20 protein-coding genes and 1 pseudogene are annotated in these 23,309 nt (G+C 63.2%); 6 read left to right on the forward strand and 15 right to left on the reverse strand.

What is annotated here, in order from left to right:
• Positions 1-7 precede the first annotated feature (7 nt).
• From IPL79_00140 to IPL79_00165, 6 genes are all read right to left on the reverse strand, one after another.
• Complete coding sequence (locus IPL79_00140; GenBank protein MBK9069410.1) at positions 8-1,399, reverse strand: right-handed parallel beta-helix repeat-containing protein; 1,392 nt, start codon at positions 1,397-1,399, stop codon at positions 8-10.
• A gap of 133 nt (positions 1,400-1,532) precedes the next feature.
• Positions 1,533-1,970 (reverse strand): barstar family protein, encoded by a 438-nt coding sequence (locus IPL79_00145; GenBank protein MBK9069411.1) that lies wholly within the window; start codon positions 1,968-1,970, stop codon positions 1,533-1,535.
• A complete protein-coding gene (locus tag IPL79_00150) occupies positions 1,967-2,536 on the reverse strand; it encodes a ribonuclease (protein ID MBK9069412.1) in 570 nt (189 codons plus the stop codon). Before IPL79_00150 ends, IPL79_00145 begins: the two co-directional genes overlap by 4 nt.
• A 191-nt stretch (positions 2,537-2,727) precedes the next feature.
• Positions 2,728-3,507: a hypothetical protein gene (locus tag IPL79_00155; GenBank protein MBK9069413.1), complete on the reverse strand. Its 780-nt coding sequence runs from the start codon at positions 3,505-3,507 to the stop codon at positions 2,728-2,730.
• A 69-nt stretch (positions 3,508-3,576) separates the two neighbouring features.
• Entirely contained in the window at positions 3,577-6,240 is a 2,664-nt protein-coding gene (locus tag IPL79_00160; protein MBK9069414.1) for an SBBP repeat-containing protein, read from the reverse strand.
• Positions 6,241-6,353: 113 nt separating this feature from the next.
• Positions 6,354-7,076 carry a hypothetical protein gene (locus IPL79_00165; protein MBK9069415.1) on the reverse strand — a complete coding sequence of 241 codons (723 nt, stop codon included), beginning with the start codon at positions 7,074-7,076 and terminating at the stop codon, positions 6,354-6,356.
• A 260-nt stretch (positions 7,077-7,336) separates the two neighbouring features.
• Between IPL79_00165 and IPL79_00170 the strand changes: the two genes are divergently transcribed.
• Positions 7,337-7,924, forward strand: a complete 588-nt coding sequence (locus tag IPL79_00170; GenBank protein ID MBK9069416.1) for a hypothetical protein — start codon at positions 7,337-7,339, stop codon at positions 7,922-7,924.
• Here the strand turns inward: IPL79_00170 and IPL79_00175 are convergent.
• The 4 genes from IPL79_00175 to IPL79_00190 form a co-directional block, all read right to left on the reverse strand.
• A complete protein-coding gene (locus IPL79_00175; protein MBK9069417.1) occupies positions 7,848-8,939 on the reverse strand; it encodes an ATP-grasp domain-containing protein in 1,092 nt (363 codons plus the stop codon). The genes IPL79_00170 and IPL79_00175 overlap by 77 nt on opposite strands.
• Positions 8,936-9,727 carry a DUF455 family protein gene (locus tag IPL79_00180; GenBank protein ID MBK9069418.1) on the reverse strand — a complete coding sequence of 264 codons (792 nt, stop codon included), beginning with the start codon at positions 9,725-9,727 and terminating at the stop codon, positions 8,936-8,938. The genes IPL79_00175 and IPL79_00180 overlap by 4 nt, the downstream gene beginning before the upstream one ends.
• On the reverse strand, positions 9,720-11,138 hold the full coding sequence (locus IPL79_00185; protein MBK9069419.1) for a hypothetical protein: 1,419 nt from the start codon (positions 11,136-11,138) through the stop codon (positions 9,720-9,722). The genes IPL79_00180 and IPL79_00185 overlap by 8 nt, the downstream gene beginning before the upstream one ends.
• A gap of 92 nt (positions 11,139-11,230) precedes the next feature.
• Positions 11,231-12,217, reverse strand: a complete 987-nt coding sequence (locus tag IPL79_00190; GenBank protein MBK9069420.1) for a calcium/sodium antiporter — start codon at positions 12,215-12,217, stop codon at positions 11,231-11,233.
• 89 nt (positions 12,218-12,306) lie between these two features.
• Here IPL79_00190 and IPL79_00195 point away from each other — a divergent pair, with 89 nt between their 5' ends.
• Positions 12,307-13,026 carry an SCO family protein gene (locus tag IPL79_00195; protein MBK9069421.1) on the forward strand — a complete coding sequence of 240 codons (720 nt, stop codon included), beginning with the start codon at positions 12,307-12,309 and terminating at the stop codon, positions 13,024-13,026.
• A gap of 34 nt (positions 13,027-13,060) precedes the next feature.
• Here IPL79_00195 and IPL79_00200 read toward each other — a convergent pair whose 3' ends face one another.
• Both IPL79_00200 and IPL79_00205 read right to left on the reverse strand, forming a co-directional pair.
• A complete protein-coding gene (locus IPL79_00200; protein MBK9069422.1) occupies positions 13,061-13,390 on the reverse strand; it encodes a hypothetical protein in 330 nt (109 codons plus the stop codon).
• Between the two features lie 13 nt (positions 13,391-13,403).
• Complete coding sequence (locus tag IPL79_00205) at positions 13,404-14,378, reverse strand: ParA family protein (GenBank protein MBK9069423.1); 975 nt, start codon at positions 14,376-14,378, stop codon at positions 13,404-13,406.
• A gap of 89 nt (positions 14,379-14,467) precedes the next feature.
• Between IPL79_00205 and IPL79_00210 the strand changes: the two genes are divergently transcribed.
• Positions 14,468-15,310: a HAMP domain-containing histidine kinase gene (locus tag IPL79_00210; protein ID MBK9069424.1), complete on the forward strand. Its 843-nt coding sequence runs from the start codon at positions 14,468-14,470 to the stop codon at positions 15,308-15,310.
• A 105-nt stretch (positions 15,311-15,415) separates the two neighbouring features.
• Here IPL79_00210 and IPL79_00215 read toward each other — a convergent pair whose 3' ends face one another.
• Positions 15,416-16,366, reverse strand: coding sequence for a hypothetical protein (locus IPL79_00215; protein MBK9069425.1), 951 nt, complete (start codon positions 16,364-16,366; stop codon positions 15,416-15,418).
• A gap of 203 nt (positions 16,367-16,569) precedes the next feature.
• Between IPL79_00215 and IPL79_00220 the strand changes: the two genes are divergently transcribed.
• Both IPL79_00220 and IPL79_00225 read left to right on the forward strand, forming a co-directional pair.
• The gene (locus tag IPL79_00220) at positions 16,570-18,138 is read left to right on the forward strand and encodes a HAMP domain-containing histidine kinase (GenBank protein ID MBK9069426.1); all 1,569 of its coding nucleotides are present in this window, start codon (positions 16,570-16,572) and stop codon (positions 18,136-18,138) included.
• A gap of 35 nt (positions 18,139-18,173) precedes the next feature.
• Positions 18,174-18,887, forward strand: a complete 714-nt coding sequence (locus tag IPL79_00225; protein ID MBK9069427.1) for a response regulator transcription factor — start codon at positions 18,174-18,176, stop codon at positions 18,885-18,887.
• 668 nt (positions 18,888-19,555) lie between these two features.
• On the opposite strand, the gene IPL79_00230 is transcribed toward IPL79_00225, so the two are convergent.
• Both IPL79_00230 and IPL79_00235 read right to left on the reverse strand, forming a co-directional pair.
• A complete protein-coding gene (locus IPL79_00230) occupies positions 19,556-20,254 on the reverse strand; it encodes a hypothetical protein (protein MBK9069428.1) in 699 nt (232 codons plus the stop codon).
• 269 nt (positions 20,255-20,523) lie between these two features.
• Positions 20,524-21,702 carry a hypothetical protein gene (locus IPL79_00235; protein MBK9069429.1) on the reverse strand — a complete coding sequence of 393 codons (1,179 nt, stop codon included), beginning with the start codon at positions 21,700-21,702 and terminating at the stop codon, positions 20,524-20,526.
• Between the two features lie 135 nt (positions 21,703-21,837).
• On the opposite strand from IPL79_00235, the pseudogene IPL79_00240 reads away from it, so the two are divergent.
• Positions 21,838-23,303, forward strand: a pseudogene (locus IPL79_00240) (glutamate--tRNA ligase).
• Positions 23,304-23,309 lie beyond the last annotated feature (6 nt).

Consider the following 23,309-nt stretch of genomic DNA (forward strand, 5'->3'; position numbering starts at 1 on the left):
CGTTCGGCTAGCGTTCGTCGGCGCCGATGTCGGGCGCGGTGGTGGAGCGCGTGTCGCCGTCGATGTCGGTGGTGATGGCGGCGATGGGGGTGCCTTGCGATGGCAGGTCGGCGGTGAGGTGGAGGTCGAACCTGGCGCTGCTGGCGGCGTTGACGAACGGGAAGACGGAGACGACGACGGGGTTGGTGCCGAGCGAATCGTCACTGGCGGTGTTGCTCGCTGTGCATTGGCTAGCGAGAGACAATTGGCCAAATGTTGAGTCGTTAAGAGCAATGATGTTGTTGGATAGCACTGTTGCTTGGTTAATCGTGCAAACAACACCGCCTGCCCCGAGATTCGATTCGTTGCTGACTACAGAGTTGTGGGAAAAAATCGAACTGGTAGGAGATCCGGCGACGGCAATGCTGGTGCCGCCAACGGCAGACGCGTTTTCGTCGCCATTAAACGCAATAAAGTTATTCGTAATCGAAAACGGCCCCGAGATGTCTAGCCCACCGAGATTGTTGCGGGCAATCGTCGAGCCTTCCACAACCAACGTGCACGACGAACCCGATCGAACACCAACGCCCTCGCTGTCGATCACGCGCGAACCGATAATGGAGACCGTGCCGGTGCCGGAGCATTCGAGGTTGACGGCGTCGGCGGCCGACGAGTTGTTACCTTCCTCGATCGATACGTTGACAAAGCGCACGTCATAACCGGTGCCGTTGATCTTCAACAGCGGCTGGTCGTCGGAAATATTGATATCGACGAAGCGCGCGGTGGGGATGCCATCCGCGTTCAGATCGCCAATGATTGTCACGTCGAGGTCGCTGATAACAAAGGGCGCTTGGTAGTGCGACGACGAGCTCGCGGCCAGCTTGATATATTTCACCGTTGCGGAAACCTTGGTCAGCGCGGTGGCGAAGTCGCAGGGGGTGGCGAGGGTGCACGTATTGCCGCTGCCGTTGTGGGCGGCGTAGGCGACTTCGGCGGCGTCGACGCAGGTGTTGTCGGTGTTGCACAGCGTCGAGGCGCAGTCGGCGCCGGCGATGCATTGCACGCAGTCGCCGCCGGCGCACATGGGCAAGTCGGCCGAGAGGGCGGCGCATTGAACATCGGCGGTGCACGCGGCCTCGCACGTGGCCGATCGCGTGTCGGCGTTGGCCGCGCAGAAGGGCGTGCCCGAGGTGCCACCGCACAGTGAGCCGTCGTCGCAGGCGGCCTTGGGTAGGCAGCTATTGGCGATGCCGACCAGGCACACTTCGTCGGCGGCGCAGCGGTTGAGCGGGTGCTGCTCGGCGCTGGCGGGCTCGTCGGGGCTGCAGTACGCCGCGTTTTCCTTCTTGCACGACGCGGTGGTGGCGGCGGCAAACGCGAACCAACCCAGCGAAACCATGGCTAAAAGCAGATGCCTCATGTACCGCCGTTTATACGTCGATTGGCGGGCGGGTGCCATGGCGGGTAAGCGGGAAAGGCAGGGCGGCGTAAGGCGTTGGCGCTTTGGCAGCGTCGGTGGGGATACGCGATGCGTAGCCTTTCGCTGTTGCCACTTAGGTGACCAGCACGAGGGCGGGGCCGTGCGACGCGGCGCGGGCGGCGGCTTCGGTAAAGACGTCGAGGGCGGTGCGCCAGGTGGCGGGATCGCGGCGGCGGAGGAGCGAGGGCGATTGCCAGAGCAAGATGGCGGTGGTGGCGGGTGGGGTGGCGAGATAGGCGGCGATGGCGTCGGTGGCGGCGTCAAAGCCGGTGCGCGCTGAAGGCGGGAGTGAGAGCGCGCGGGTCAGCGCATGCAGCAGGGAGGTTTTGTCGGTGATGGGTCGGAGATCCAGCACGGCCAGGCGCAGGGCGTGCGTGTTGCAGGCGGCGGCGAGGGCGAGTGGCGAAGATATAGCGCGCGCGCGGTCGAGTGCATGGCGATGAAAGCCGGGCGGCAGATTTGCCCACGTGGCGGCGAGGGTGTCGAAATCTTCGACGGCGCGGTCGGTCATGGGCGCTCGCTTTCGGCGATGGTCACGGGCAGCTTGCGAAAGGTTTGATAGTGATCCGGCGTGTAATAGGCCTCGCCGCGGTTGCCAAGCACGAGGCGCTGCGGCCCGACGCCGCGATGGCCCGGCGTGCGCACGACAAATTCGCGATAGTAGTCGCGGTCGTGCTGCGCGGGCAGGCGGCGCTCGAAGTTGCGATAGTATGCGCCGTCGTTGACGTGCTCGTCGCGCGCGCCGGCGGCGATGCGTGCCAGCGTTGCCGCGAGATCGATGTCGCCGCGATAGAGGACTCGGCCGTCTTCATTGCGGATGGTTTGATCGGGGATGGTGAGGGAGGCGGCGTCGGCGGGTGGCGCGGTTGCCGGCGCTTGTATCGGCGGCGGCGATTGGGGCTGAGTCGTCGCAGGTGTTTGCGCCGGTGTCGACGGCTGCGGCTGCCGCGACTGCTGCCACCACGCAAACGCGAACACGGCGACAGCGACAACAATCGTGATAGCCGCGCGCCACTTGGGCGGCACAAATTGAGCAATCGGCAAACGGCGCAGGCGCGGCGCGCGGCGGGCGGGCATGCGGTCGTTATAGCAACCTCGATAGGGTCACGTACCGGGTCTAAAACCTGTTTGCATTTAAGTCGTTGCGGAGCAGAGTGCCTACTATTGAGGCAGCGTGGTAATCACGCAGTAGGGTAGACAAGTAACTGAATCAATTGCGGAAAAAAGGGTGTGGAGTGACCCCGTAGTGCGTAGCCCGGGCTAGCCCGCTACATGCACTTGTATTGCACCGTGCAATTGCCGTCGACATCGCAATCCGTCGCGTAGTAACAGCCCGCCTTGCCTTTGTACGTGTCCGGGCTTTTGTACGACTCGTAAGGCGAGGGCGTTGGCGTGCCGATCATGGCCGGCACCACCATTAGGCGCGCGCCGAGGCCGGTCCCCGACATGCGGACAATGCGGTGATCGATGTCTTCGACCTCCGCGGCGTAGCGCTCGATGCCGGCGTTTAGGATAAACAGAAAATTACCCTTCTTGATGCCGTTGCGCACCGGCAGGCGGTAGGCGAGCCCGGTCCCAAAAAACCACGAGCTGGCATCGACGCGCTCGGAGGTGCGCGATTCGGTTTCGGGTAAAACGGTGGCCGAGACGTCCTCGAGGCCATGGTAGATGGCGGTAAAGCGCGATTCGAGTTTGCGCGGCAAAAACCGGGTAGGGACGGTGACGTCGCCACGCAGCACGAGGCCCTTGCCATCGGCGCTCGCGATGCCATCAAACGGCTCGACGCCGCCGCCGTTGAAGCCGGGTGAGCCTCCAAGGCCAAAGCCGGCGCGTTTAATCCTAACGTCGAGATAAAAGCCGATGGTCATGCTCAGCGACCAGCCGCTGCTGTTGTCGGTGAGCGTGGGGACTTCGGGCGTTTCGACGGTCTGGCGGATTTTTGGATAATATGCGGCGCCGCCCTCGAAGTAGCAGCTGGTCAGCATCACGGTGCTGGCTAACGCGGCAAGCAAGCGCGCATGGATCGTTCGCGGTATGTTTTGGATCACGAGAGATCGTCGCACGCGCGTACTGCGCGAACAAGGCGGCGCTCCTGCTAGAACAAAGGCGCGTCGCGGCTACATGTAGGTGGTTCGACGTTTGGAGCGGGTACGCGATGTCCGGAGAACGAGCAACGCAACGGCGATGCCCGAGCCGGCGCCGGGGGTGGCGGGTGATGAGCAACCGCAGCCTCTGGGCTCGTCTGGTGAATCCGTGTCCTCGCAGGCGTCACCGACGCCATCGTCGTCGATGTCGGCTTGGTCGGCGTTTACCACCAACGGACAATTGTCGAGGTCATCGGTGATGCCATCGCCGTCGGCGTCGAGGTCTTCGCCGTTGCTGCTCACCGTAAACGTTCGGTCCGCAGACGGTGCGCTTTCACCCGCGGCGGTGGTTTGCGTGGCGTAAATAATATGTTCGCCGTCGGCCAGTGCCGTCGATGTGCAGCTGAACGCCGACGCGGCGCACGTGGTGGTGCACAACTCGGTTATGGCCTCGCTCACGACCACCTCGGCGCCGGTTTCGCAGGTGCCGCTAATCGTAGGCGTGGTGTCGCCGATGACGGCGTTCTGTGCGGGGGCCGTAATGGTCGGCGCGTCGGGTGGCGGCACGGGCTCAACTAGCCGCAAGCTCGGCGTCAGGCGAACCACCGCGACATTGGATGCGCCTGCGCCCTTGGCTGGTTGGGCGCCGCCGGAGGTCGCTGGGAAATTGGTGCTTTGTGTGTGACCGGCGACGAGAATATTGCCTGCGCCGTCAAACATAATAGCCGCCGCTTGATCGTCGGCGGTGCCGCCGACATAGGTAGCTTGCTTCAACGTTGTAAGGGTGCCGTTAAGCCTCGCGATGACCATATCTCCGTCCACGCCACTGATCGTCGCTTGCGCGCCTCCTGTAACACCCGGAAAGTTTGTGCCAGGCGTTTTGCCAGCGATTAGAACGTCGCCATTTTCGTCTATTGCTAGCGCATAGGAATGATCGTCCATCGCGGTGCCTAGGTAGGTTGACCTGACTAGGCTTGTCAGGTCGCTGCTCAGGATCGCGATCATCATATCGGAGCCGCCGCCGTGGCTGGATTGTGCGCCGCCTGCGGTGCCCGGAAAATTTGCGCTTTGGGTCGAACCCGTGATCACGACATTGCCGGCGCTGTTGATGACAATCGCGGACGCACCTTCGTTGCCGGTGCCCCCCAAATAAGTGGCCCCAATAAGGGACGTCAAGGCATTGCTGAATTTTGCGATAACGGCATCACCACCGCCACCGGCATAAGACGATTGCGCGCCGCCAGCAAAGCCGGCCATCGCCGCGCTGCTGGTGGCACCTGCGATCAGCACGTTGTCGCTTTCATCGACGGTGATGGCGCAGAGCTCACCTTCGGCGCCCGACCCGCCGAAATAGGTGGCTTGGATCAGGGTGGTCAGTCCACTATTGAGTTTTGCAATCACGAGGTCGTTCCCTGAGCCCTTGGTTGCTTGTGCGCCCCCGCTCACGCCAGGGAAATCGGTGCTGCCGGTTCGCCCGACCACAAAGATATTGCCAGCGCTGTCAAGGGTGAGGCCTTGGGCGCCTTCGCTATTGGCCCCGCCAAGGTACGTTGATCGAACCAGCGTCGTCAGCGTCGCATTTAGGCGCACCACAACCATATCTTGCGAGCCACCCCATGTTGGCTGCGCGCTGCCGGCGGTACCCGGAAAGTTTGATCCCGCTTCCCCGGCGATGACTACGTTGCCGGCGGTATCCACCGCTATGCTATTGGCGTCGTCTGAGCCGTCGCCTCCAAGGTAGGTTGCCTGCAGCATCGTTGTGAGGCTGCTGTTAAAACGAAGCACGATCATGTCAAACGAGCCACCATAAGAAGGTTGGGCCCCGCCAGTGGTCCCAGGGAAATCGAGGCTGCCGGTGGTGCCCGCAATAAGGATGTTGCCCGCGCTGTCGCGAACCATGGCCCTGGCGAAGTTGGTGCCGTCGCCGCCGGCGTACGTGCTTTGCAAGATCGGATCGATGACGAGCTCGTGGCGTTGGTCATAAGAGCCAACGGTAAAGCGATAGCCCGAGGGCGTAAGTCGATAGGCTACCGCGATGTCGCGACGCTGGCCCGCAATGATTTGAAACGCAATGGGCGAGGAGAAAGCGACGTCGCCATGATCCGTTGCGGCGATCAGCCGGCCAGAGCCGTCGATGGAGATTTTGCGCGCGCCATCGAGCCGGACCGCGATGGCGCGTGGGCTTGCGCCGGGCGACACATGAAAAAACTTCTCGATACGGCTGCCGCGCGCCTGCAGGCGCACCTCGACGCCAGGCCACACCTCGCCGAGCGAGATGCGCGACGCGGTCTCCACGCGGTCAGCCCATTGGCTAGCCTGGTCGCCGAGGAAATACGAAACGTTGGTTGGCGAGCGGTCGATCATCGTGGGCATGGTGTGTTTGCCATCGACAAACGATTCGACCAAGGACCACGCGGTCTCAGGCGATGGTGACCTCGAATCGGCCGCACGTTGTCCCGCAAGCGCATGCACGAGCGCGCCATTGTTTGTAACCCACAGCGAACCGGCGAACATGTCGGCCTTGAAGGCGACGCGCGCGTCCCATTGCCCGCGATTTTCTTGAAACGGCACCTCGATGCCGGCGATCGCCGCGGCACTTGGCAGCGCAGACGAGCTGACGTTTTGCGAGGTACGGTTTGGCGTGAGACCCATCACCGCCGTTGCGAGCGCGAGCGGCCAAATCCCACTTATTGTCATGTCGCCGACATATCACCGCGTGCGCGGAAGGCGGGCTTAAGTGTCTGCTTGGCGCGCTTAGCTGCGCCATGCCTCCTCTGCGTGGCGCCCAGCAAAGCGTTGTTGGGCTGGCGCTAGTGCGTCGCGGCCGGCTTGGCCCCGCGCGTCGCCATGCTCAGATTTGCCGGCGCCTCGCCGCCAAACAACATGGCCTTGGCGGCGGCATCGCCTGCGCCCGAGGTGGTGGCGCCATGCCCGAGCGACATCGCGGCGGCGCTGCTGCCCGCCCAAACTAAGGTCGGAAAGGCGAGCTCGGCGCCGATGGCGCGCGCGCGTTGGTGGGGTGGGGCTTGGCGCACGATCTTGAGGCCGCTCCATAGTTGTATGGCAAGCGCCGCGATGCCCGCGACGACAACCGCTGGTTCGGTATGGAGGTCATACATGGCGCCGAGCGCGCCGATGGTGCCAACCGCGATCAGGCCGCCAAAAAAGATGGCGGGGCGTTTCACCATGGAATGCCACATGTGCTTAGGCCCGTCGCGCAAGACGCCGCGCATAAACTCGCCGATGGGGCCAGGCTGGCGCGCGAGGAGCTCGATGACAGTGGGCGGCGCCAACTTGATTTTGGAGAGGCGCTTGCTCACCGCGGCTTGTTTCCGCGTGGCTTGATCCGCGGCCTGCCGAAACGCAAGCGCCGACGCGTGCTTGGATGTTAAGCGGGGCGCCGGTTTTCGATTTATGCTCGGCGGCCTAAGCGCGGAGGCTGGACGAGCTTCGCGATAGCCGCCGCTGCGTCCGCGATAGGACGCGGCGTGCGTCAGCGGTACCGTCCATGCCGTCAGTAGGACGAGCAGCAAGGCACAGGCAACGCCTCGAGACCCGAGGCCGCCCCGAGTGCTGAGTTTGGCGGAAAATAATGACACATCTGTAACTTAAGCAAGACCCGTGCCTACCATCTAAGGCGCTATTTCATTGCGATGTTAGGTAGTTGCGAGGATTTTATTGTTCTGCGCTGGCAAATCGTGTTGCGAGGAGCCACCCAACGATGGGGTTGGTAGTCGCCACCTTGGGCTGCAAAGGGCGGCGGGCAGCGCCTGGCCCGGGTACAATGAACAGTATGAACGATGTCTCGAGCCCGCTCGCGCCGCATTGGCTGGCGCTTGGCGTGTTGTGCGCGGCGATGCTCGGATGTGGCAAGGCTAGCGACGAAAATCAGGCCAAGCGAACGTCGAAGCCGCCGCCGCAGGAGACCGAGCGCAAGCCGTTTGGCATTGCGGTGCTTGCCGGCGAGCGTGAGGTGCTCACCATCACCAACGCGCTGCTCGATCAACGCGCGCCAGATTTTAAAGACGAAGATCGCCGTGCATGGAAGCTAGCTACGCTGTTGCCGGGCGTTGTGGCGGGCACGACCGTGACGGCGTTTGACGCGCAAGGAATTCATCTCTCGTTTGACTGGCCGGTGGCGGATCCCGCGCTACATCCCGTGTTGATGGTATCGCGGCGCGGCAATGTCGCGGTGACCATGATCAATGACAACGAACCTTTTCCAGAATTTCACGGCCAAGGCAATCGCCTCGAGCGGCGTGGCGACTTGCGACCGCGACTGCAGCCGGTGAGCAAGCTAGTGATCACGCAGCGGGGGCCGGGACAAACCACGCCGCCGGCGACGATGCCGCCACCGGCGTCGTCAGCGCCAACGCCGTAGGGCCCTGGGCGGGACTTGGGCGGCGCAACGTCAGCAGCCCCGGCGAGCCGAGGCGTCGCGCCCACGCCTGCGCCAGCCAGCCAAACGTCAGGCGCGGGTTGATCTCGCACAGCGGGCGAAACACCTCGCCGGCCGCCGTTTGATAGGCAAAGGCGTCGATGCCAAACGGGCCGCGGTAGCCAACGTGTGCCAGCGTTTGCGCGGCGGCCACAAAGGCCGCGGCTAGCTGCGCGCGCCACGGCGCCGGCAACCACGCGTCATCCGCATGCACGCGCGCGCCGATAAACGTGCCGTCGCTCGACGTAACAATTTCGTGCGGCGCAAACGCATGCAGCTCGCCGCGGCTCGTCAGCAGCCCGGCCTGCCCAACGTCGCGCGTGCGCGTCACCCATGGCTCAACGATGGCGCGCCCGTGATCGCGCAGCAAGCCGCGCGCAATGTCGAACGTCCGAAAATCGGACGACTGCGCGACGACGACACGGTCGCGTCCGGCGGCGGTGAGCGAGGGCTTAAGGACAAAGGGTGCGGCGCTGGTGGCGAGCACGGCCTGTAACTCGCCCATGGTGTCGACGTGGTGCATGGGGCCAAAGGCAATGCCAAGCGCGTCGTGAAGGCTGGCGACCTCGCGTCGATCGCTGCCGGCGATCGCGGCCGCGCGGTGAGGCGTCGCCGCAAGCAGCAAGGCCCACAACGCCTCGTCGGAGGTTGGCATGGCGTTGGGCGTCGATACCGCGAGCGGAAAACTGGCGCGTGTCACTCCGTCGTCAAGCTCTTGCTCAGGCGCGTCGCCAAGCGCGCCCCACGCAAGCAGCGCTTCGTCCGCTTCGGCCTCCACCGGCGCGCCCATCCCAGCCAGGCGCCACGAGACATCGGCAGGCACGAGCGCGCGCATCAGCGGGGCCAGCGGTGCCAGCCGCCGCGCGACGCGAGCGGGCAGCGGCGCGCCGCCACCCCACGTGCGCTCGCAATCAAAGTTCGCAACGAGCACCGCGCGGCGCGCGTTCACGGTGGTCATGCCACGCTCGTCGCGCGGGCGAGCCTGGCGATAAACGCGTCATCGAGCCCGGCCGCGTGGCGCGCCGCCACATCAAATTCCTTGCCGCGCGCGCGCACCGGCGTCAGCGGCGCGGGCAGGTTGGCGACGTAGGCGTCCCACCCGTCGCCAGGCACCAACTTTTGCAGCCAGTGATAGGCAAAGCGCACGTGGGCGATTTCCTCGCGGTGCACGATCTCGAACACCTCGGCGAGCGCCGGCATGTGCTTAGCCAGGGCGACCGCGCGATAGGCTTGCGCGAAATCGAGGTTGGCGTTTTCAAACGTCAGCCCCATCACGGCGAGAAAACGCGCCGGCGTGGTGAGTTCGTCGAGCATATTCCAAAAATGCCCGCTCACCGGCAAATCGCCAAACGCCACGCCGTCGTCGGCCAGCCGCGCCTCGTAGAGGCGAAAATGGCGCTGCTCATCTTCAAGAATGCCGCGCAGGCCATGGTGAAAGGCGGGCGGCATATCGGCAAACGCCAACATCGCCCACGCGAATAACTCCACCGCCTGCAGCTCGTGATTGGCCAGCGCATGCAAGATGCGCACGCGTTGGTGCGGGTCAGTCAAACCCTGCGGCGGCGGCACCTTGGCGAGCTTGGCCGGCACCATCTGCAAGGTGGCAGGGCGAACCGGCGCGGCGAGGCGCATCGGCGTGCCGGAGCTTGCGGTGCTGCGCGGCGGCGGCGCTAGCTTATCGGCGAGCGCATCGCTTTGTAAGACCCGGGCCGCAAAGGCAAACAGCTCATGCGCTGGCTTAGGCATGGCGACGGCGCACGATCACCCACGACACCACCATCGCGAGCAGACATGGCAGCAGCGGCACGTTGTCGGGCGTGCTGCCTTGGCAGCCGCTATCGGAGCTCGGCCAGCAAGCGCCAGCATCGCCAGCTTGCACGCAGTCAAAGCCGCTTGGGCAATTGGCGGCCGCGATATCGCACTCCGAGCTGCAGACGCCAATCGTGCCATTGGAGGCGCACCAGGCGTCAAAACATTGTTCGTTCTCTGAGCATGGCGCGCCCATGCCACCGGGTGTATCGGGGCCCGGCACGCATTCGCCGAGAAAACACGTATTGCCCGCGCCACACTCAGACGGCCTCACGCACGGCGGGCCAATCTCGACGTTCACCGGCGCCGATATGCCAACCGCATCTTGCACGTCATAGGCGCGGACCACCACCTGGTGCATGCCCGGCGCCAAGTCGGTAGGCGCGTTGAAGACAAATGGCTCGCTGGTGCCCGTGCTGATCAGCACGCCATCGATATAAAGCTCGGCCTTTTCCACCCCGACGTCATCGTTGTAGATCGCCTTAACCGCAAAACCCTGCGCAACGCGCGCGCCATCCGGCGGCACCGAGATCGACACCGTGGGCGGAATCGGCGTCGATGGCCCAAAGAGATTCATTAAGTACTCCCAGCTGTTTTGCTTGCTCGGGCCGCACTCGCAGGGGCGATTTTGGTCCTCGCCGCAAAAGGCATCGACATTTTGAAAGCGCTTGGGCAGCTGCCCACTGAGGTACGTCATCGGGCTCTTGACGAGCATCTCGTGATCGAGCCCCCATGAGTGCGCCACTTCTTGCACGGCCGTCCAGCACAGCTGATAGGCGCTTTCATTGTGATTCTCTGCGTAGGTAAACGTGATCGTATTGTTAAGCACCGCGCAGCCGCCACTCCATGGCGAAACGCCGGCGATGTCGCTGCTCATGCCCATATCATTGGGATGCCCGGCGACCATGTTTTCCCAGTGCGGCACATTGCCCGGGTCGGACTCGGTGACCTCAACGTCAAAGGGAAGCAGCGTCTCGCGCACGCACTGCACGAAGTCGTTCCATACGGTCGCCGAATATGGGAAGGGCGAAAGTTCGCCTTGGTCGACGTCGATAATTGCAGAATGGTTGGTGCGCGAGTCCTCGGGGCCATAGGTCACCAAGCATGAGTCGGGGACGTTGCAGTTGTTAAGGTAGATGAGGCGCGAACCCGTGCCCCCAGCGGCAAACGCCTGCGGCGAAGACATTTGCACCATCGACGGATCGACCCACGCGCGCGCCGGCATCGGGCGTCCATCAGGCGACGGGGTTTTTAGCAGCGGCGAGGCAGCCGCGAAGGGCGCGCTGGCCGCGAGCGCGATGCCGGCGAGCAGTGAGAAAATCGGGGAGCGGCCGCGTTGTGAAAGCATGGGGGGCACCAAGGCGGAAATGTGCCGCAAGGCCCTCGTTGTTGCAATCGGTAAGTGCCGCTCACGGCGGGTTTACCCCCCCTGAGCGGACACTATGTCACAGCCGCGAGCGTCACAAAGGTGGCATAGGCGGCCAGCAAAATGGCGCCCTCGCGGCGGTCGATTTGGCGGCCACTCCGGACAAAGAATGCCGCCAGCAGGGTGATGACGACCAGGCCGACCAGGTCGTACATGTTGGCTCGCGCGCCGAGGCTGATGGGGCGCATCCAGGCGACCACGCCGAGCACCAAAAACACGTTGAGCAAGTTGGAGCCGATAATCGAGCCAATCGCGAGCGAACCGTCGCCTCGCCACGCCGCCATCACGCCTGCCACCAGCTCGGGCATGGCGGTGCCAAGCGCAACCAGGGTCAGGCCGAGCACGCGATCGGAGATGCCAACCTCGCGGCCAAGCGCGCGCGCGCCATCGAGGAAAACGCCGCTGCCAAAAAATAACAACGCGATCGCCGCCGCAAACATTACGAGCGCCATCGGCCACGCCGTGCGCGGGGCGGTACGGCCGGCATACGATTGCCCGGCATCACGCGCAGCGTCGACGAGGCGCTGCTCGCCCAGCGTGTGATCGTGGCGCGCCGCGATGGTCAGCGTCAGCACCGTCAGCACCACCGCGCAACCGATGAGCAGCCCGCCCTCAACCTGGCTGATGGTGCCATCAAGGAGCAAGAGCGGGACCAGGAGCACCGAGCCCACTAGCACCGGCAGCTCGCGGCGCAGCAGGCGGCCATCAATGATCACCGGCCGAATGACGGCAGCCAGCCCGAGCACCAGGCTGAGGTTGGCGATGCACGAGCCGATGATGTTGCCGAGTGCCAGCGGCGTCGCTTGCGACAGCGCGGCATCGGTGGACACCGCGAGCTCAGGTGCGGCATTGCCATACGCAATGACGATGAGGCCAATCACGAGGGCCTTGCTGCCCAATTTGCGCGCCAGCGAGCCCGAGCCGCGCAGCAGCAGCTCCGCGCCAAAGGAGATCATCAGCACCCCGATGAGCAAGCGCGCGACCTCGAGCGAAATGGGCACGCGCCGACGTTGCTAGGTCTGCCCCAGACAATCAAGGCCTGCGTCACAAAGTCGTGCGGCGGGGGGCAGCGCGCCGGCAAATTTCTGCCATGCTTCGCCGCATGGAGCAAGTCCCCACTCTTAGGCCCTCGGCGTCTGTGCCGGCGCAGGCGGCCGCGCCGCGTCGCATCTCGGGTCGGCTCGCCTTTGTCATCCTCGCGCTGCTCGTCGTGGTGCTCTTTAGCATCATCGCGGGCGGGTCACTCTTGGCCAAGCGCGGCGCGCTCAACCTGCCAACGCTTGGCCAGATGCCGGCGTTTGCGTTCGTCGACGAGGCGGGCGTGCCCGTCACCGAGCGCGAGGTAGTCGGCAACGTCATCATCGCAAATTTTATTTTCACCCGCTGCGATACGATCTGTCCGGTGAGTAGCGCGCTGATGGCCAAGCTGCAGCTCGATACCAAGGATGTCGCGGATGGGGTGAAGCTGCTGTCGTTTAGCGTCGATCCCGCGTATGACACGCCGGCGCGCCTCGCGGCCTATGCCAAGCGCTATGCCGCTAACCCTGGGCGCTGGCGCTTTCTTACCGGCGACTTCGCGCAAATCCGCAGCGTCATGGAAGACGGCCTTAAGCTCGCGTTGGAACACAACGGCAGCGAGCCGGGCGCGGGCGAGGGCGCCGTGCCCAACATCAATCACAGCGGGCATTTTGTCCTGCTCGATCGGTCGCTGGCCATTCGCGGCTATTACGATTCCCGAGATCCGGGGCGCATGCAGGCGTTGTCGCATCATGCGCGCTATCTGGCGCGGTCGGGGACGGGGCGCCAGTAGCGACTATGTCCTTAGGCGCGCGCGCCTAGCAGATTCACTGCGGCGGCGTGGTGAGCGCGTCGACGTCGAGCTGGCTGAGCGCGAGGCGAATCAGCTGCGACTTGTTGGCCTTGGTCCAGCCGCGGCGCTTGAGCTCGGCAACCTTGGCGTCGAGTTGCTCAAGGTCCTTGGTATACATCGAGATGCAAATCACCTTGTAGTGGGTTGGCTTCTCGGCAGGAGGGGTTATCTGCGTGCCCTCGGCAAAGGTGTCGTCAACCGTCGACGTGGCGTTCGCCGCGAGCGGGCGGCCATAGAAGCTTTCGCTCAAGATGGCGTCGGCCTCTAGCAGTGGATCGTGGCGTAACAATTTTTCTTCTTTCATAGTGTCCCCCTTATTAAACGTGCATCGATGCGGTTGGCGTGAAAAATGGTGTGGCCGGCGCGTCTGGCGCGACGACTTGGTCGGTGCTTGAATTCGTGGTTAGCATCCAGTCGACCACGCGATCATAGTCCTCCGCGCCGTTTGATTGCGGCGCGTATTCGAAGATCGTTTGCCGGTGGCTCGGCGCCTCGGCGAGGCGTGAGTTGTGGCGAATTGGATGCAGGCACTTGCTCTTGAAGTGGCCTTGCAGGGTTTCGAGCACCTCGCGCGACAGCTTGGTGCGCGCATCGTAGAACGTCGGTAGCACCGCCGAGACGCGCACCGAGTGGCCGAGGTGGCGTTCGACGTCCTTGATGGTGCGCAGCACCTGCTTGACGCCAACGAGCGCCAAGTAATCGCAGGTGACGGGAATGACGACCTCGTCGGCATAAGAAAGCGCGTTTTGATTGAGCAGGTTGAGCGACGGGCCGCAGTCGAGCACGACGTAGTCGTAGCGGCGCGACACCTGCACGTGATTGAGCCGCTTGGTCAGCACGCGCGAACGGTGCTGCGGCGCCTGGCGCGCCAGCCAAATCTCGGCGGCCGCCAGGGTCTGGTCGCAGGTGATGACGTCGAGGCTATTGCGTACCGGCACCGCGACATCGGCAGGGTCGGCGCCCTCGACCAGCACGTGGTAGAGGCTCTTTTCGCCCTTGACGCCCAGCGATACGCCGACGTTGCCTTGGGCGTCGGTGTCGATGAGCAGGACGTTGTTGCCGCGTTCGGCGACGCCGGCGGCGAGGTTGACGGCGGTTGTGGTTTTCCCGGTGCCGCCCTTTTGGTTGAGGATGGCTATCCGGCGGGCGCGCTTGGCGCGGAAGGCATCGTCGCCCAGCGTGGCCTTCCGGCAGCCGACGCTGCAGAAGTGCTGGCGAGATCCATCTTGGCCAACGGCCACCTGATAGACAAACGCGGGGCGGAACCGAGTGCTACAATTGGTACACTGCATCTCCATGCTGTTATAGAAATGGCGAAACGGGGTTGGGCGCAACTTTTTGGCGCGATTGCCCGCAAAAAGATGCATAAAGTGGGGCAAGGGTGAGCAAAACCAAGGAATCGGAGACCCGCGCAGCTTCGCAAGGCGGCACCACCGTCGCGCCCGCACAGGTCGAGCGAGCCTTGGAAGCGGCCGAGCTCGAGATCGCGCGGCTGACCGCAGCGCTTGCACAATATGAAGCGAGCCATCGCGACGTCATCGCGATCGTGGCGCACGAGCTGCGCACGCCACTCACCAGCATTGTTGGGTATGCCGACATGGTGGCCGATGGCTCCTTTGGCCCCATCGCCGAGTCGCTGCGGCGGCCGCTTGAGGTCATCCAACGCAATGGGCACCGCTTGCGCCGGTTGGCCGATGAAATGCTCGAAACCGTGCGCCTGGATGCGGACGCCACGCCGCTGACCCTGTGCCCGGTTGATCTACCCGGCGTGCTCACCGATGTCGCCGCCGAGCTAGAATTGTTGTTTCGACAACGACGGCAGGACCTGACCCTGCACCTGCCGCCGCATGCCGTCGCGATTGGCGCCAAGGACAAGTTGCACCAGGTGGTCGTCAACTTGCTGAGCAATGCCACCAAGTATTCGCCGGTTGGCTCGACAATTTCGTGCCTTGTCGACCTGCCTCCCATCGAGGCACTCGGTGGCCCATGGGTGCGCCTGGTGATCGAAAACCCGGGGCCCGGCATCGCGCCCGACATGCTCGCGCGCCTGTTTGAACCGTTCGGGACCTTCTCCAACGCGACGCATCACGGCTCTTCCACCAGCGACTCGTCGGGGCTTGGGCTTTATATTGCCCGGCGCCTGATCGAACGCCACGCTGGCGTGATCTCGGTGGTGTCGGATAAAAACACCACCCAGTTCACCGTGCTGCTGCCCGCGATCTAACGCGGCGCTAGCGTTTTTTGGATTTAGCCTTGGCGGCTTTTTTCGGGGCGGGCTTTTTTGCCGCGGTTTTCTTGGCGGCTGGCTTCTTGGCGGGCGCGGCCTTTTTCACGGCGGGCTTTTTGCCGGCCGGTTTCTTAGCAGGTGCGGCCTTTTTGATCGGCGCCTTCTTGGCAGGCTTGGCCGCCGCTTTTTTGGCGACGGGCTTGCCTTTTTTGGCGGGCGCAGACTTCGCGGCAGCTTTGCTCGCCTTGGCTGGAGCTTTGGCGGCGACCTTGGCGGCGGTTTTGCCCGCTGCCGGCCCCTTTTGCTTGCCGCCTTGGCGGGTGCCTTGCCAGGTGCTGGCGCCACTTTGCCAGCGGCCTTACCAGCGACCGGCACAGCCTTGGCGTCTGGCGTTTTGCCTTTGCCGACAGCGGCTGGTGGAGGCACGGTGCCTTTGCCACCGCGCGGAGCCTTGCCACCTTCGGCGCGACGCACCGTCGCGGCCTTGGCTAACTCGATCGCCTGTTGCACGGTGCGCAGTGGCGAGTCGGATAGTTCTTCCTTGCCTGCTGCGCGGCGCTTCTTGCCTTCACGCGGCGTCGGCAAATCGCTTAGCCCCGGCATGCGCGAGGCGAGGTCGCCCCGATTGTGCACGAGCACGCGCGCGCCATCGCGAAACACCACCTCGACCTTGTTGTCGGGCAGGCTTTCGGTCACGACGCCGACTTCGAACACCGGGTGCAACACGAAATCGCCTTCTTCATAGGCATCGCGAATGGAATAGGCGCGACAGCCGCCAAGGTCGTTTTCGGCGCACTTGGTCAGGGCGTCGTTCCACGTCGGCTTGGTATAAGCGCGCTTCTTGGGCACCAGGTCGGCATCTTCAGCACCGTCGCCGCGAGGCTTTCGGTACGCGTGGACATCGCCACAAACCACGCACTGCACCCGACGAATTTCGTCTTCGTACATGCTGACGATGGTATGAGTCGTATCCGCCTTACACCGAGGTGATGGGCAATTCGCCTCAATTTCGCCGCCTACTTCGCCCGCATCTTCTTCGAAGATAGAGTCCATCCCTACCTCAATCTCTGAGTCTTACCGCTAAGTAAGAAGAATTCTGATGTGCCAGAGAACCTACCCTGGCACTTGTACATCCCCGGTAGCACGCTACCTGGTTTCATAGCAAGATTAGCTACTTAGAAAAGCGATTGGTTAGGCATCACAGGAGATCTCGTTTGCCGCAGCAAGTGGCCAACTTGGGCTAGGATGCACCCCGGGTGCTGCGCTTTTCCCCCATAAAGTTAATTATTTTCGCGGTGTTATTGGCTGCCGTCGCGCTCGCTTGGTACTCGTATTCGCTGTCCCAGAAATCGTACGCCCAGGAGCGCATCACCATCCGCGATACGCTGCACGAGCTGGCAATGGAGAAGGTCCTCGGGATCGAATCCCAGCTCCTGGCAACCGACGACAAGCTGTTTGCCGCGGTGAATTTGGCGGACCTCGCGCGCCTTGACCGGGTCGTTAATCAGCTGGGAGTGCCGGTGCGCAGCGTGTTCGTGCTCGACGAACAATTGGAGGTGCTGCCCGGTGGCTACGTCGCGTCGCGCGAGCGCGAGCGCGCCGAGGCGATCGCGTTTCGCGAGTTCTTTGAGGAGAGCCTGCTGCCGATCTTGCCGCTGCGCGAGGTGGGCAACGATAGCCGTGGCCACGCCCACCTCGTGGTCGACGGCTTGCCCTACCTGTTTTCGTTCGTGCGCCGCCAGGTCGAGGGGCGCTCGCACTACATCGTGGTCGAGAGCGACCTCTTGTATCTCGTTGGCTCGGTCTTTCCCCAGTACTTTGATATTCGCTCGCCGCGGCTATACCAGGTCGTCGACGATCAGGGCGAGATCGTTTATGGCTGGCCGTTTCGCGGCGCGCGCACCGTGGTCGAGGCGCCTTTTGTTGAAACGGTTGATCGTTGGCGGGTGCGGGTGGCCGAGCGCCAATCGCCCGCGGCTTCGACCCTCGGCGATCGACGCGTGTTCGATCTGACCTTCGTTGCCCTGGCGCTGTTGGTGATGGTCGCGGGCATCGTTTTTTTGCTGGCCGCGATGTATCGCGAGCGCAAGTCGATCGAGCTCAAGAGCGAGTTTGTGTCCAACGTGTCGCACGAGCTCAAGACGCCGCTGTCGATCATCTCGATGTTTAGCGAGATGATGGCGCTGGGCCGCGTCACCAGCGCCGAGCAGCAGCAAGAATACGCGCAGTCCATTCGCCGCGAGAGCGTGCGCCTGACCGAGATTATCGACAACCTGCTCGACTTCTCGCGCATGGAGGCGGCCATGGATGAGCAGGATCTCACGCAGGTCGATCTGGCGGGCATCGTCGAGCGCGCCCTGGAGATCGCCGAGGGACGCATCGCGCGCGCGGGGCAGACGGTGACCCGCGCGCTCGAGCCGACCGTAACGTTTGCCGACGAGGGCTCGATGTTTATTGCCGTCATCAACCTGCTCGACAATGCCGCGAAGTATGCCGGCAAGGGCAATGTCATTGCGGTGTCGGTGCGGCCCCAAGGCGATCAGGCGCAGATCACGGTGAGCGATAATGGGCCGGGCATCGCGGCGGAAGAGCAGGCGCGCGTGTTCGAACGCTTCTATCGCAGCAAGGCGGCGCGGGCGGGCAAGAGCCGTGGCTCGGGCGTTGGCCTGGCGCTGGTCAAGCGCATCGCGCAGGCGCACGGCGGCGATGTGACGCTGACCAGCGCGATCGGCAAGGGTGCGACGTTTACGCTGTCGATTCCGTTGACGCAATCGCCCCCGCGCAGGCGCACCCCGACGCAAGCGCCGCTGCCTGACCCCGTGTGATTTTGCGCGCGGCCGCCTGGGCGCAGCCGCACGGAATGCGTTACAACGGCGGCGTGGAATCACCAGATAAACGGCGCATCCTCATCATCGAGGACGAACCCGATTTGGCGCGCGGGCTGTCCGATGCCCTGCATTTCGAGGGCTTCGTTACGGAAAGCCGCTTCACTGGCCTCGAGGGCATCGCCGCGGTCGAGTCATGGCAGCCTGATTTGATCTTGCTCGACCTGATGTTGCCCGACGAAAACGGCTATCACGTGTGCCAAGAGATTCGCCAGCGCGATCCGATCGTGCCGGTGATCATGCTAACCGCCAAGGGCCAAGAGAGCGACAAGGTGCGCGGGCTCGAGGTCGGCGCCGACGACTACGTCACCAAGCCGTTTTCCGTCGCCGAGCTGGTGGCGCGCATCAAGGCAATTTTTCGCCGCCAGGCGCGGCTGATGTCTGGCGACGATGCCTTCTCCATTGGCGAATGGCACGTCAACCTGCGCAAGCACACCATGAGCAAGGGGCGCGCGGTTAAGCGCCTAACCTTTTACGAAATCGAGGTCATCAAGATCTTGCGCGAGCGTCGCGACGAGCCCGTCTCGCGCGACGAGCTGCTCGAAAAGGTGTGGGGCGTCGCGCCCACGCCCAACAACCGCTCGGTCGACAACTTCATCGTCAAGCTACGGCGCAAGCTCGAAGAAGATCAGAAAGAGCCGAAGCACATCGTCACCGTATACGGCCAAGGCTACAAGTTAGTGCCGTGAATGGGTCTTTTGCGCCCATTTCGGCGTACGTCCTCGCGAGCTTCGTTGCGTACCGTCGTACGCGCCTCAGCATCGCTGTGGGCGTGCGCCAAACTGGACGCAAAATCCCTCATTCACGCGAGACATTGTTCGTATAGGCGCCGGGCGCGGCTCCAAATGGCCAGCGCCCCGGCGCTCCATCGCCAAGCAAGCTGAACCGTAAAAATCGCGCTGGTCGCAATCGGCGGAACGCCTTGGTTCACGTTGCGTTCTGCGGATCAGATTCGGATATGGCTAACAATCGTGTTGCCGCGTCCCCGGCCCTGGGCTTTGAGGGGCCCGGGCCGGGCGCTGATGGGGGGGGGTAAATTATTTGTGTGCCAGTTTTCATTCTGGTTGGATAATTCAGTGACCTCACAAAGGTGGCCCTATTCAATGAACGGAAGCTTCTGTTCTCTAAAAAGGCGCTTAGTGAATAGCGGAGCAGCGGCGGGATTTGAATCGATGGATGGTGAGCGCTTCCCTCCGAACAATGCCGGCTTCGCCATGCACGCTCGCGACCGTGCACGCGGCCTCGCTAACTTTTTTCCAGACCCATTGCGGTAGCCTTGCGCTACTGACAAATCAAGCACTTTGGCGTCTAGGGGCTAAAAATCGAAGTAATAACCGGCACGGAGCCGTGACAGTCGCTATCGGGATGGAAGTAGCTGGCTTGGTGGCCATCTATTTGAGGGGAGACTCAAGGCAACGCGGGTCAGTCCCTCGTAGGCGGCAACCTCCATCGAGCTTGAGATGCCTGTGGCATCCAGCGCATTCCATATTTGAAGGTAGTTGGGTCCAGCGCGATCGGCGTCAGTTTCAAACGCTAGCTCTAACCCGTGAAGCATTTGCGCGGAGGTATGAGATTGAGCAAGCTCGCTGGGGCTCTCTTTGGCGAAGATGAGGTCCGTCGTAAGCGCATACAGCAAAATATCTATGCCGCTTACTGTGCGTCCAATCAGTTGATTGATTGCCGTTTCCGTCTGAGTTCTCCACGCCAATGGAAGCTCATCGCCCGCGCCATACCAGTCCAAGGGACTTAGCAGATCAACACGTGCACGCGTTATGCTGAACTTGTCCAGATCCCTTGCAACAAATTCGTATGGTTCGCCGCCTATTTTTAGAACAACAGGACCATCCGTGTAATGCACGTCTTCTCGAAGATCCCACATGACCCAGTAATCTTCGAACGTTTTGCCGATGAGTCCGTTAAGCTCTGCACCTAATACTTCAATCAGCGTGTGTGGATCGCGAAAAAAATTGGGCTCAAAGTTTGGCACGCCGTACATTAGGAGGTCGACAGTTGCGTGTTTGACCCCGAGAATCAAGACAGCGCCGCGGTGCGACATGGGTGATTTCCGTGTGCAACCGGAAACATTATTGCGGACCTGGAGCCTTTCGGCCCAGTTTGCACATTAATGCTAAATCAATGACCGTCCAAAAAAACCATCAGAAGTAGCAAGTTACGCGGCCAGCTCGCCCTGGCCGTAGGTGCGCCGCATCGCAAGGCGAAAGATGGCTCGCGCCGCGGAGGCTCGACGTGGCCTAATTGACCGGCGGCGCGACGGGCCCCGCCGGTAGGCTCAGCACATTTACAAGGGACTTGTATGTGATGGCCTTAGCGGCCGCGCCGACGCAGGCGCGCCAACACGACGAGACCTAGCAAGATCGACGCTGAGCCGCCGGAGGCGGAGCAGCATCCCTTCCCGCCGAGGTTGGCGCGTTCGCAGGTGGCGGGCACGTCGACGGCGGCATAGTTGGCGCAGATGGCGGCGATGTCGTCGGCTTCCAGGGTGTTCTTGTTGACGTCGCCGCATTCTTGGCCTGCGGCCATGGTCGCCTCGGTGAGGTCCGGATCGGCGGTTTGCGTGCATAGTGGTACGGGATTGCCCAGGTGGTCGACGGCGGGCTCTTCGCCGCTGAGGCGACAGGTGTGGCCAAGGCCGAGGAGGTGCCCGAGCTCGTGCGTGATGACGTTGCTAAGCTCGGATTGACAGGTTGCGGCGCCAAGCGTCGTGCCGTTATGCGCGATGGCAAAGTTGACCCCGTTGATCTGGATATCGGCATCTACGATCTCGCCGTCGCGATCGCTGGTTGGGTCATTGACTGATTGCAGCCATGTCAGCGCGGATGCCGCCGGCAGCAAGCACTCCTCGGGTGCGTCGGCGGTGGCCGGCACGCACCACTTGGTGTCGCGAAACTTGATTAAGTTGACGCCGTCGACGGCTACCTCGCGCCCGCCGATGCGCTCGGGGATGAAGGTCAGGTACGAGCAGCTCGCGGTCGCGTCGGTCCAGGTGTCGAGGGCGGCCTGGATGACGTCAAATTCGAGCTCCCCAGCGAGCTGCGTCGTGCCCGCCTCGTCGAGCCCGAGGTAGATGCAGTTCGCTGCCCAATACAAGCGATTCCCGCTGCTGCTGGTGTTGCTGACAAAGGGCAGCCTCGCGTCGCCATCGCCTAGCGTGACCTGGAGCGATGTGGCGTGCAGGCGCAGGGCGCCGCTTGGCAACGGCGTCGCGAGGCCCGAAACTTCAACGTGTTGGCCGGCTCGCAACAGCGGCAACGAGGGAAAGACTGTTGTCCGAAAACCGGACATGTCGCCACCGGGCTGGGTGAGCCACACCTGCGTGCCGTCGGCGAGCGCAATCAGGCTGCGCGTGGCGATGTGACCACCCGGCAGCCGGATGGCGGTGGCCTGGCGAACCTCGCCTTGCGCTTGCTTGAACTCGCGGGCGGCGCCTGGCGCCTCGCTCCACGCCGAGCCCATCGTGCCGAGCACCACAAGCAGCGATGCCACGAGCCGTAAAACTGCAAAAATATCACCAACAAGCCAAGGGGTACGCACTATGCGCAGTCTAACACGCCGTGATAAAAGCGTGGCGTGACCGACGCCCCAGGCAAGCCGCATTCGTCTCAACATCACTCGCCAGCGATCTTAGCGGCCGACGCGCCAAAGGGCCCGGTGCGCGTACGCATCGCGCCGTCACCCACAGGCGACCCGCATGTAGGTACGGCGTATATCGCGCTCTTTAACTACGTTTTTGCCAAGCAGCACGGCGGCAAGTTCATCCTGCGCATTGAGGATACCGACCAGGCGCGGGCGCGCTCCGACAGCGAAGGCATGATCTACGACGCCTTGCGGTGGCTCGGGCTGTCATGGGACGAGGGCCCGGATGTTGGCGGGCCCTATGGGCCATACCGCCAGAGCGAGCGCGCATCGATCTACCAGACACACGCCGCGATGCTAGTCGGCAGCGGCAAGGCCTATCGCTGTTTTTGCACCGCCGAGCGGATGGCCGAGGTGCGCGCCGCGCAGATGGCGGCCAAGCAAAATCCCGGCTATGACCGGCATTGTCGCGCCATCGCGGCCGACGAGTCGACGCGGCGCGCGGCGACCGGCGAGCCACATACGATTCGTCTGGCGACGCCGCTGGCGGGCCACGTCACCGTCCACGACACCTTGCGCGGCGAGGTGGTGTTTGACGTCACCCAGATCGACGATCAGGTGTTGATGAAATCCGACGGGCTGCCCACCTACCACCTCGCCAACGTGGTGGATGACAAGCTCATGCTAATTAGCCACGTCATCCGCGCCGAGGAATGGATCACCTCGACGCCCAAGCACGTGCTGCTCTACCAGGCGTTTGGCTGGGAGCCGCCGGTGTTCATTCACATGCCGCTCTTGCGCAATGCCGACAAATCCAAGATTTCCAAGCGCAAGAATCCGGTGTCGATCAACTACTATCGCGACGTCGGATCTTTCCGCAGGCGCTGGTCAATTTCTTGGGCACGATGGGCTGGTCGTTTGGCGGGGAACGCGAGGTCTTCTCGGTGCCCGAGATGATCGAGGTGTTTAGCTGGCAGCGGATGTCGCTGGGCGGGCCGGTGTTTAATCTCGAAAAACTTACCTGGCTCAACGAACAGTATCTGCACCAGCTTTCGCACGAACAGCTCGTCGATGCGCTGCTCGGCTGGCGGCTGCGGCGCGACTATTTGCTCAAGGTGGCGCCACTGATTCGCGAGCGAATTCGCAAGCTCGATGAGTTTATCCCGGCGACCGAGTACTTCTTTGCCGGTGATGTCGACTACCGCGAGGTCTTGGGCGACATGATGTGGCCCGAGGTCGCGCCGGGCGATATCGCCAAGGGGTTGCTCGCCTACGTCGATCGTTGCGAGGCGCTGGAGGCGTGGGATGCCACCGACCTCGAGACGCAGGCGCGCGAATGGACCGAGCAGCTTGGGTGGAAGAGCAAGCATGCCTATATGTTGCTGCGCTGCGCCGCGACCGGCCGCAAGGCGTCGCCGCCGCTGTTTGAAACCATAGCCGTGCTCGGCAAAGAAATGGTGCGCCGGCGGCTACGCCTAGCCGCGGACGCCATCGCCAAGAGCAAGCGGTAGGCCAGG

This window comes from Myxococcales bacterium (genome assembly GCA_016716835.1).
Classification (GTDB): Bacteria; Myxococcota_A; Polyangia; order Haliangiales; family Haliangiaceae; genus JADJUW01.

Coding starts and splice junctions, on each gene's coding strand:
- IPL79_00215 (MBK9069425.1), bottom strand. CDS start 16,366: ATGGACTCTATCTTCGAAGAAGATGCGGGCGAAGTAGGCGGCGAAATT.
- IPL79_00160 (MBK9069414.1), bottom strand. CDS start 6,240: ATGACAATAAGTGGGATTTGGCCGCTCGCGCTCGCAACGGCGGTGATG.
- IPL79_00200 (MBK9069422.1), bottom strand. CDS start 13,390: ATGAAAGAAGAAAAATTGTTACGCCACGATCCACTGCTAGAGGCCGAC.
- IPL79_00230 (MBK9069428.1), bottom strand. CDS start 20,254: ATGTCGCACCGCGGCGCTGTCTTGATTCTCGGGGTCAAACACGCAACT.
- IPL79_00150 (MBK9069412.1), bottom strand. CDS start 2,536: ATGCCCGCCCGCCGCGCGCCGCGCCTGCGCCGTTTGCCGATTGCTCAA.
- IPL79_00205 (MBK9069423.1), bottom strand. CDS start 14,378: ATGCAGTGTACCAATTGTAGCACTCGGTTCCGCCCCGCGTTTGTCTAT.
- IPL79_00185 (MBK9069419.1), bottom strand. CDS start 11,138: ATGCTTTCACAACGCGGCCGCTCCCCGATTTTCTCACTGCTCGCCGGC.
- IPL79_00195 (MBK9069421.1), top strand. CDS start 12,307: ATGCTTCGCCGCATGGAGCAAGTCCCCACTCTTAGGCCCTCGGCGTCT.
- IPL79_00145 (MBK9069411.1), bottom strand. CDS start 1,970: ATGACCGACCGCGCCGTCGAAGATTTCGACACCCTCGCCGCCACGTGG.
- IPL79_00225 (MBK9069427.1), top strand. CDS start 18,174: ATGCGTTACAACGGCGGCGTGGAATCACCAGATAAACGGCGCATCCTC.
- IPL79_00180 (MBK9069418.1), bottom strand. CDS start 9,727: ATGCCTAAGCCAGCGCATGAGCTGTTTGCCTTTGCGGCCCGGGTCTTA.
- IPL79_00140 (MBK9069410.1), bottom strand. CDS start 1,399: ATGAGGCATCTGCTTTTAGCCATGGTTTCGCTGGGTTGGTTCGCGTTT.
- IPL79_00175 (MBK9069417.1), bottom strand. CDS start 8,939: ATGACCACCGTGAACGCGCGCCGCGCGGTGCTCGTTGCGAACTTTGAT.
- IPL79_00170 (MBK9069416.1), top strand. CDS start 7,337: ATGAACGATGTCTCGAGCCCGCTCGCGCCGCATTGGCTGGCGCTTGGC.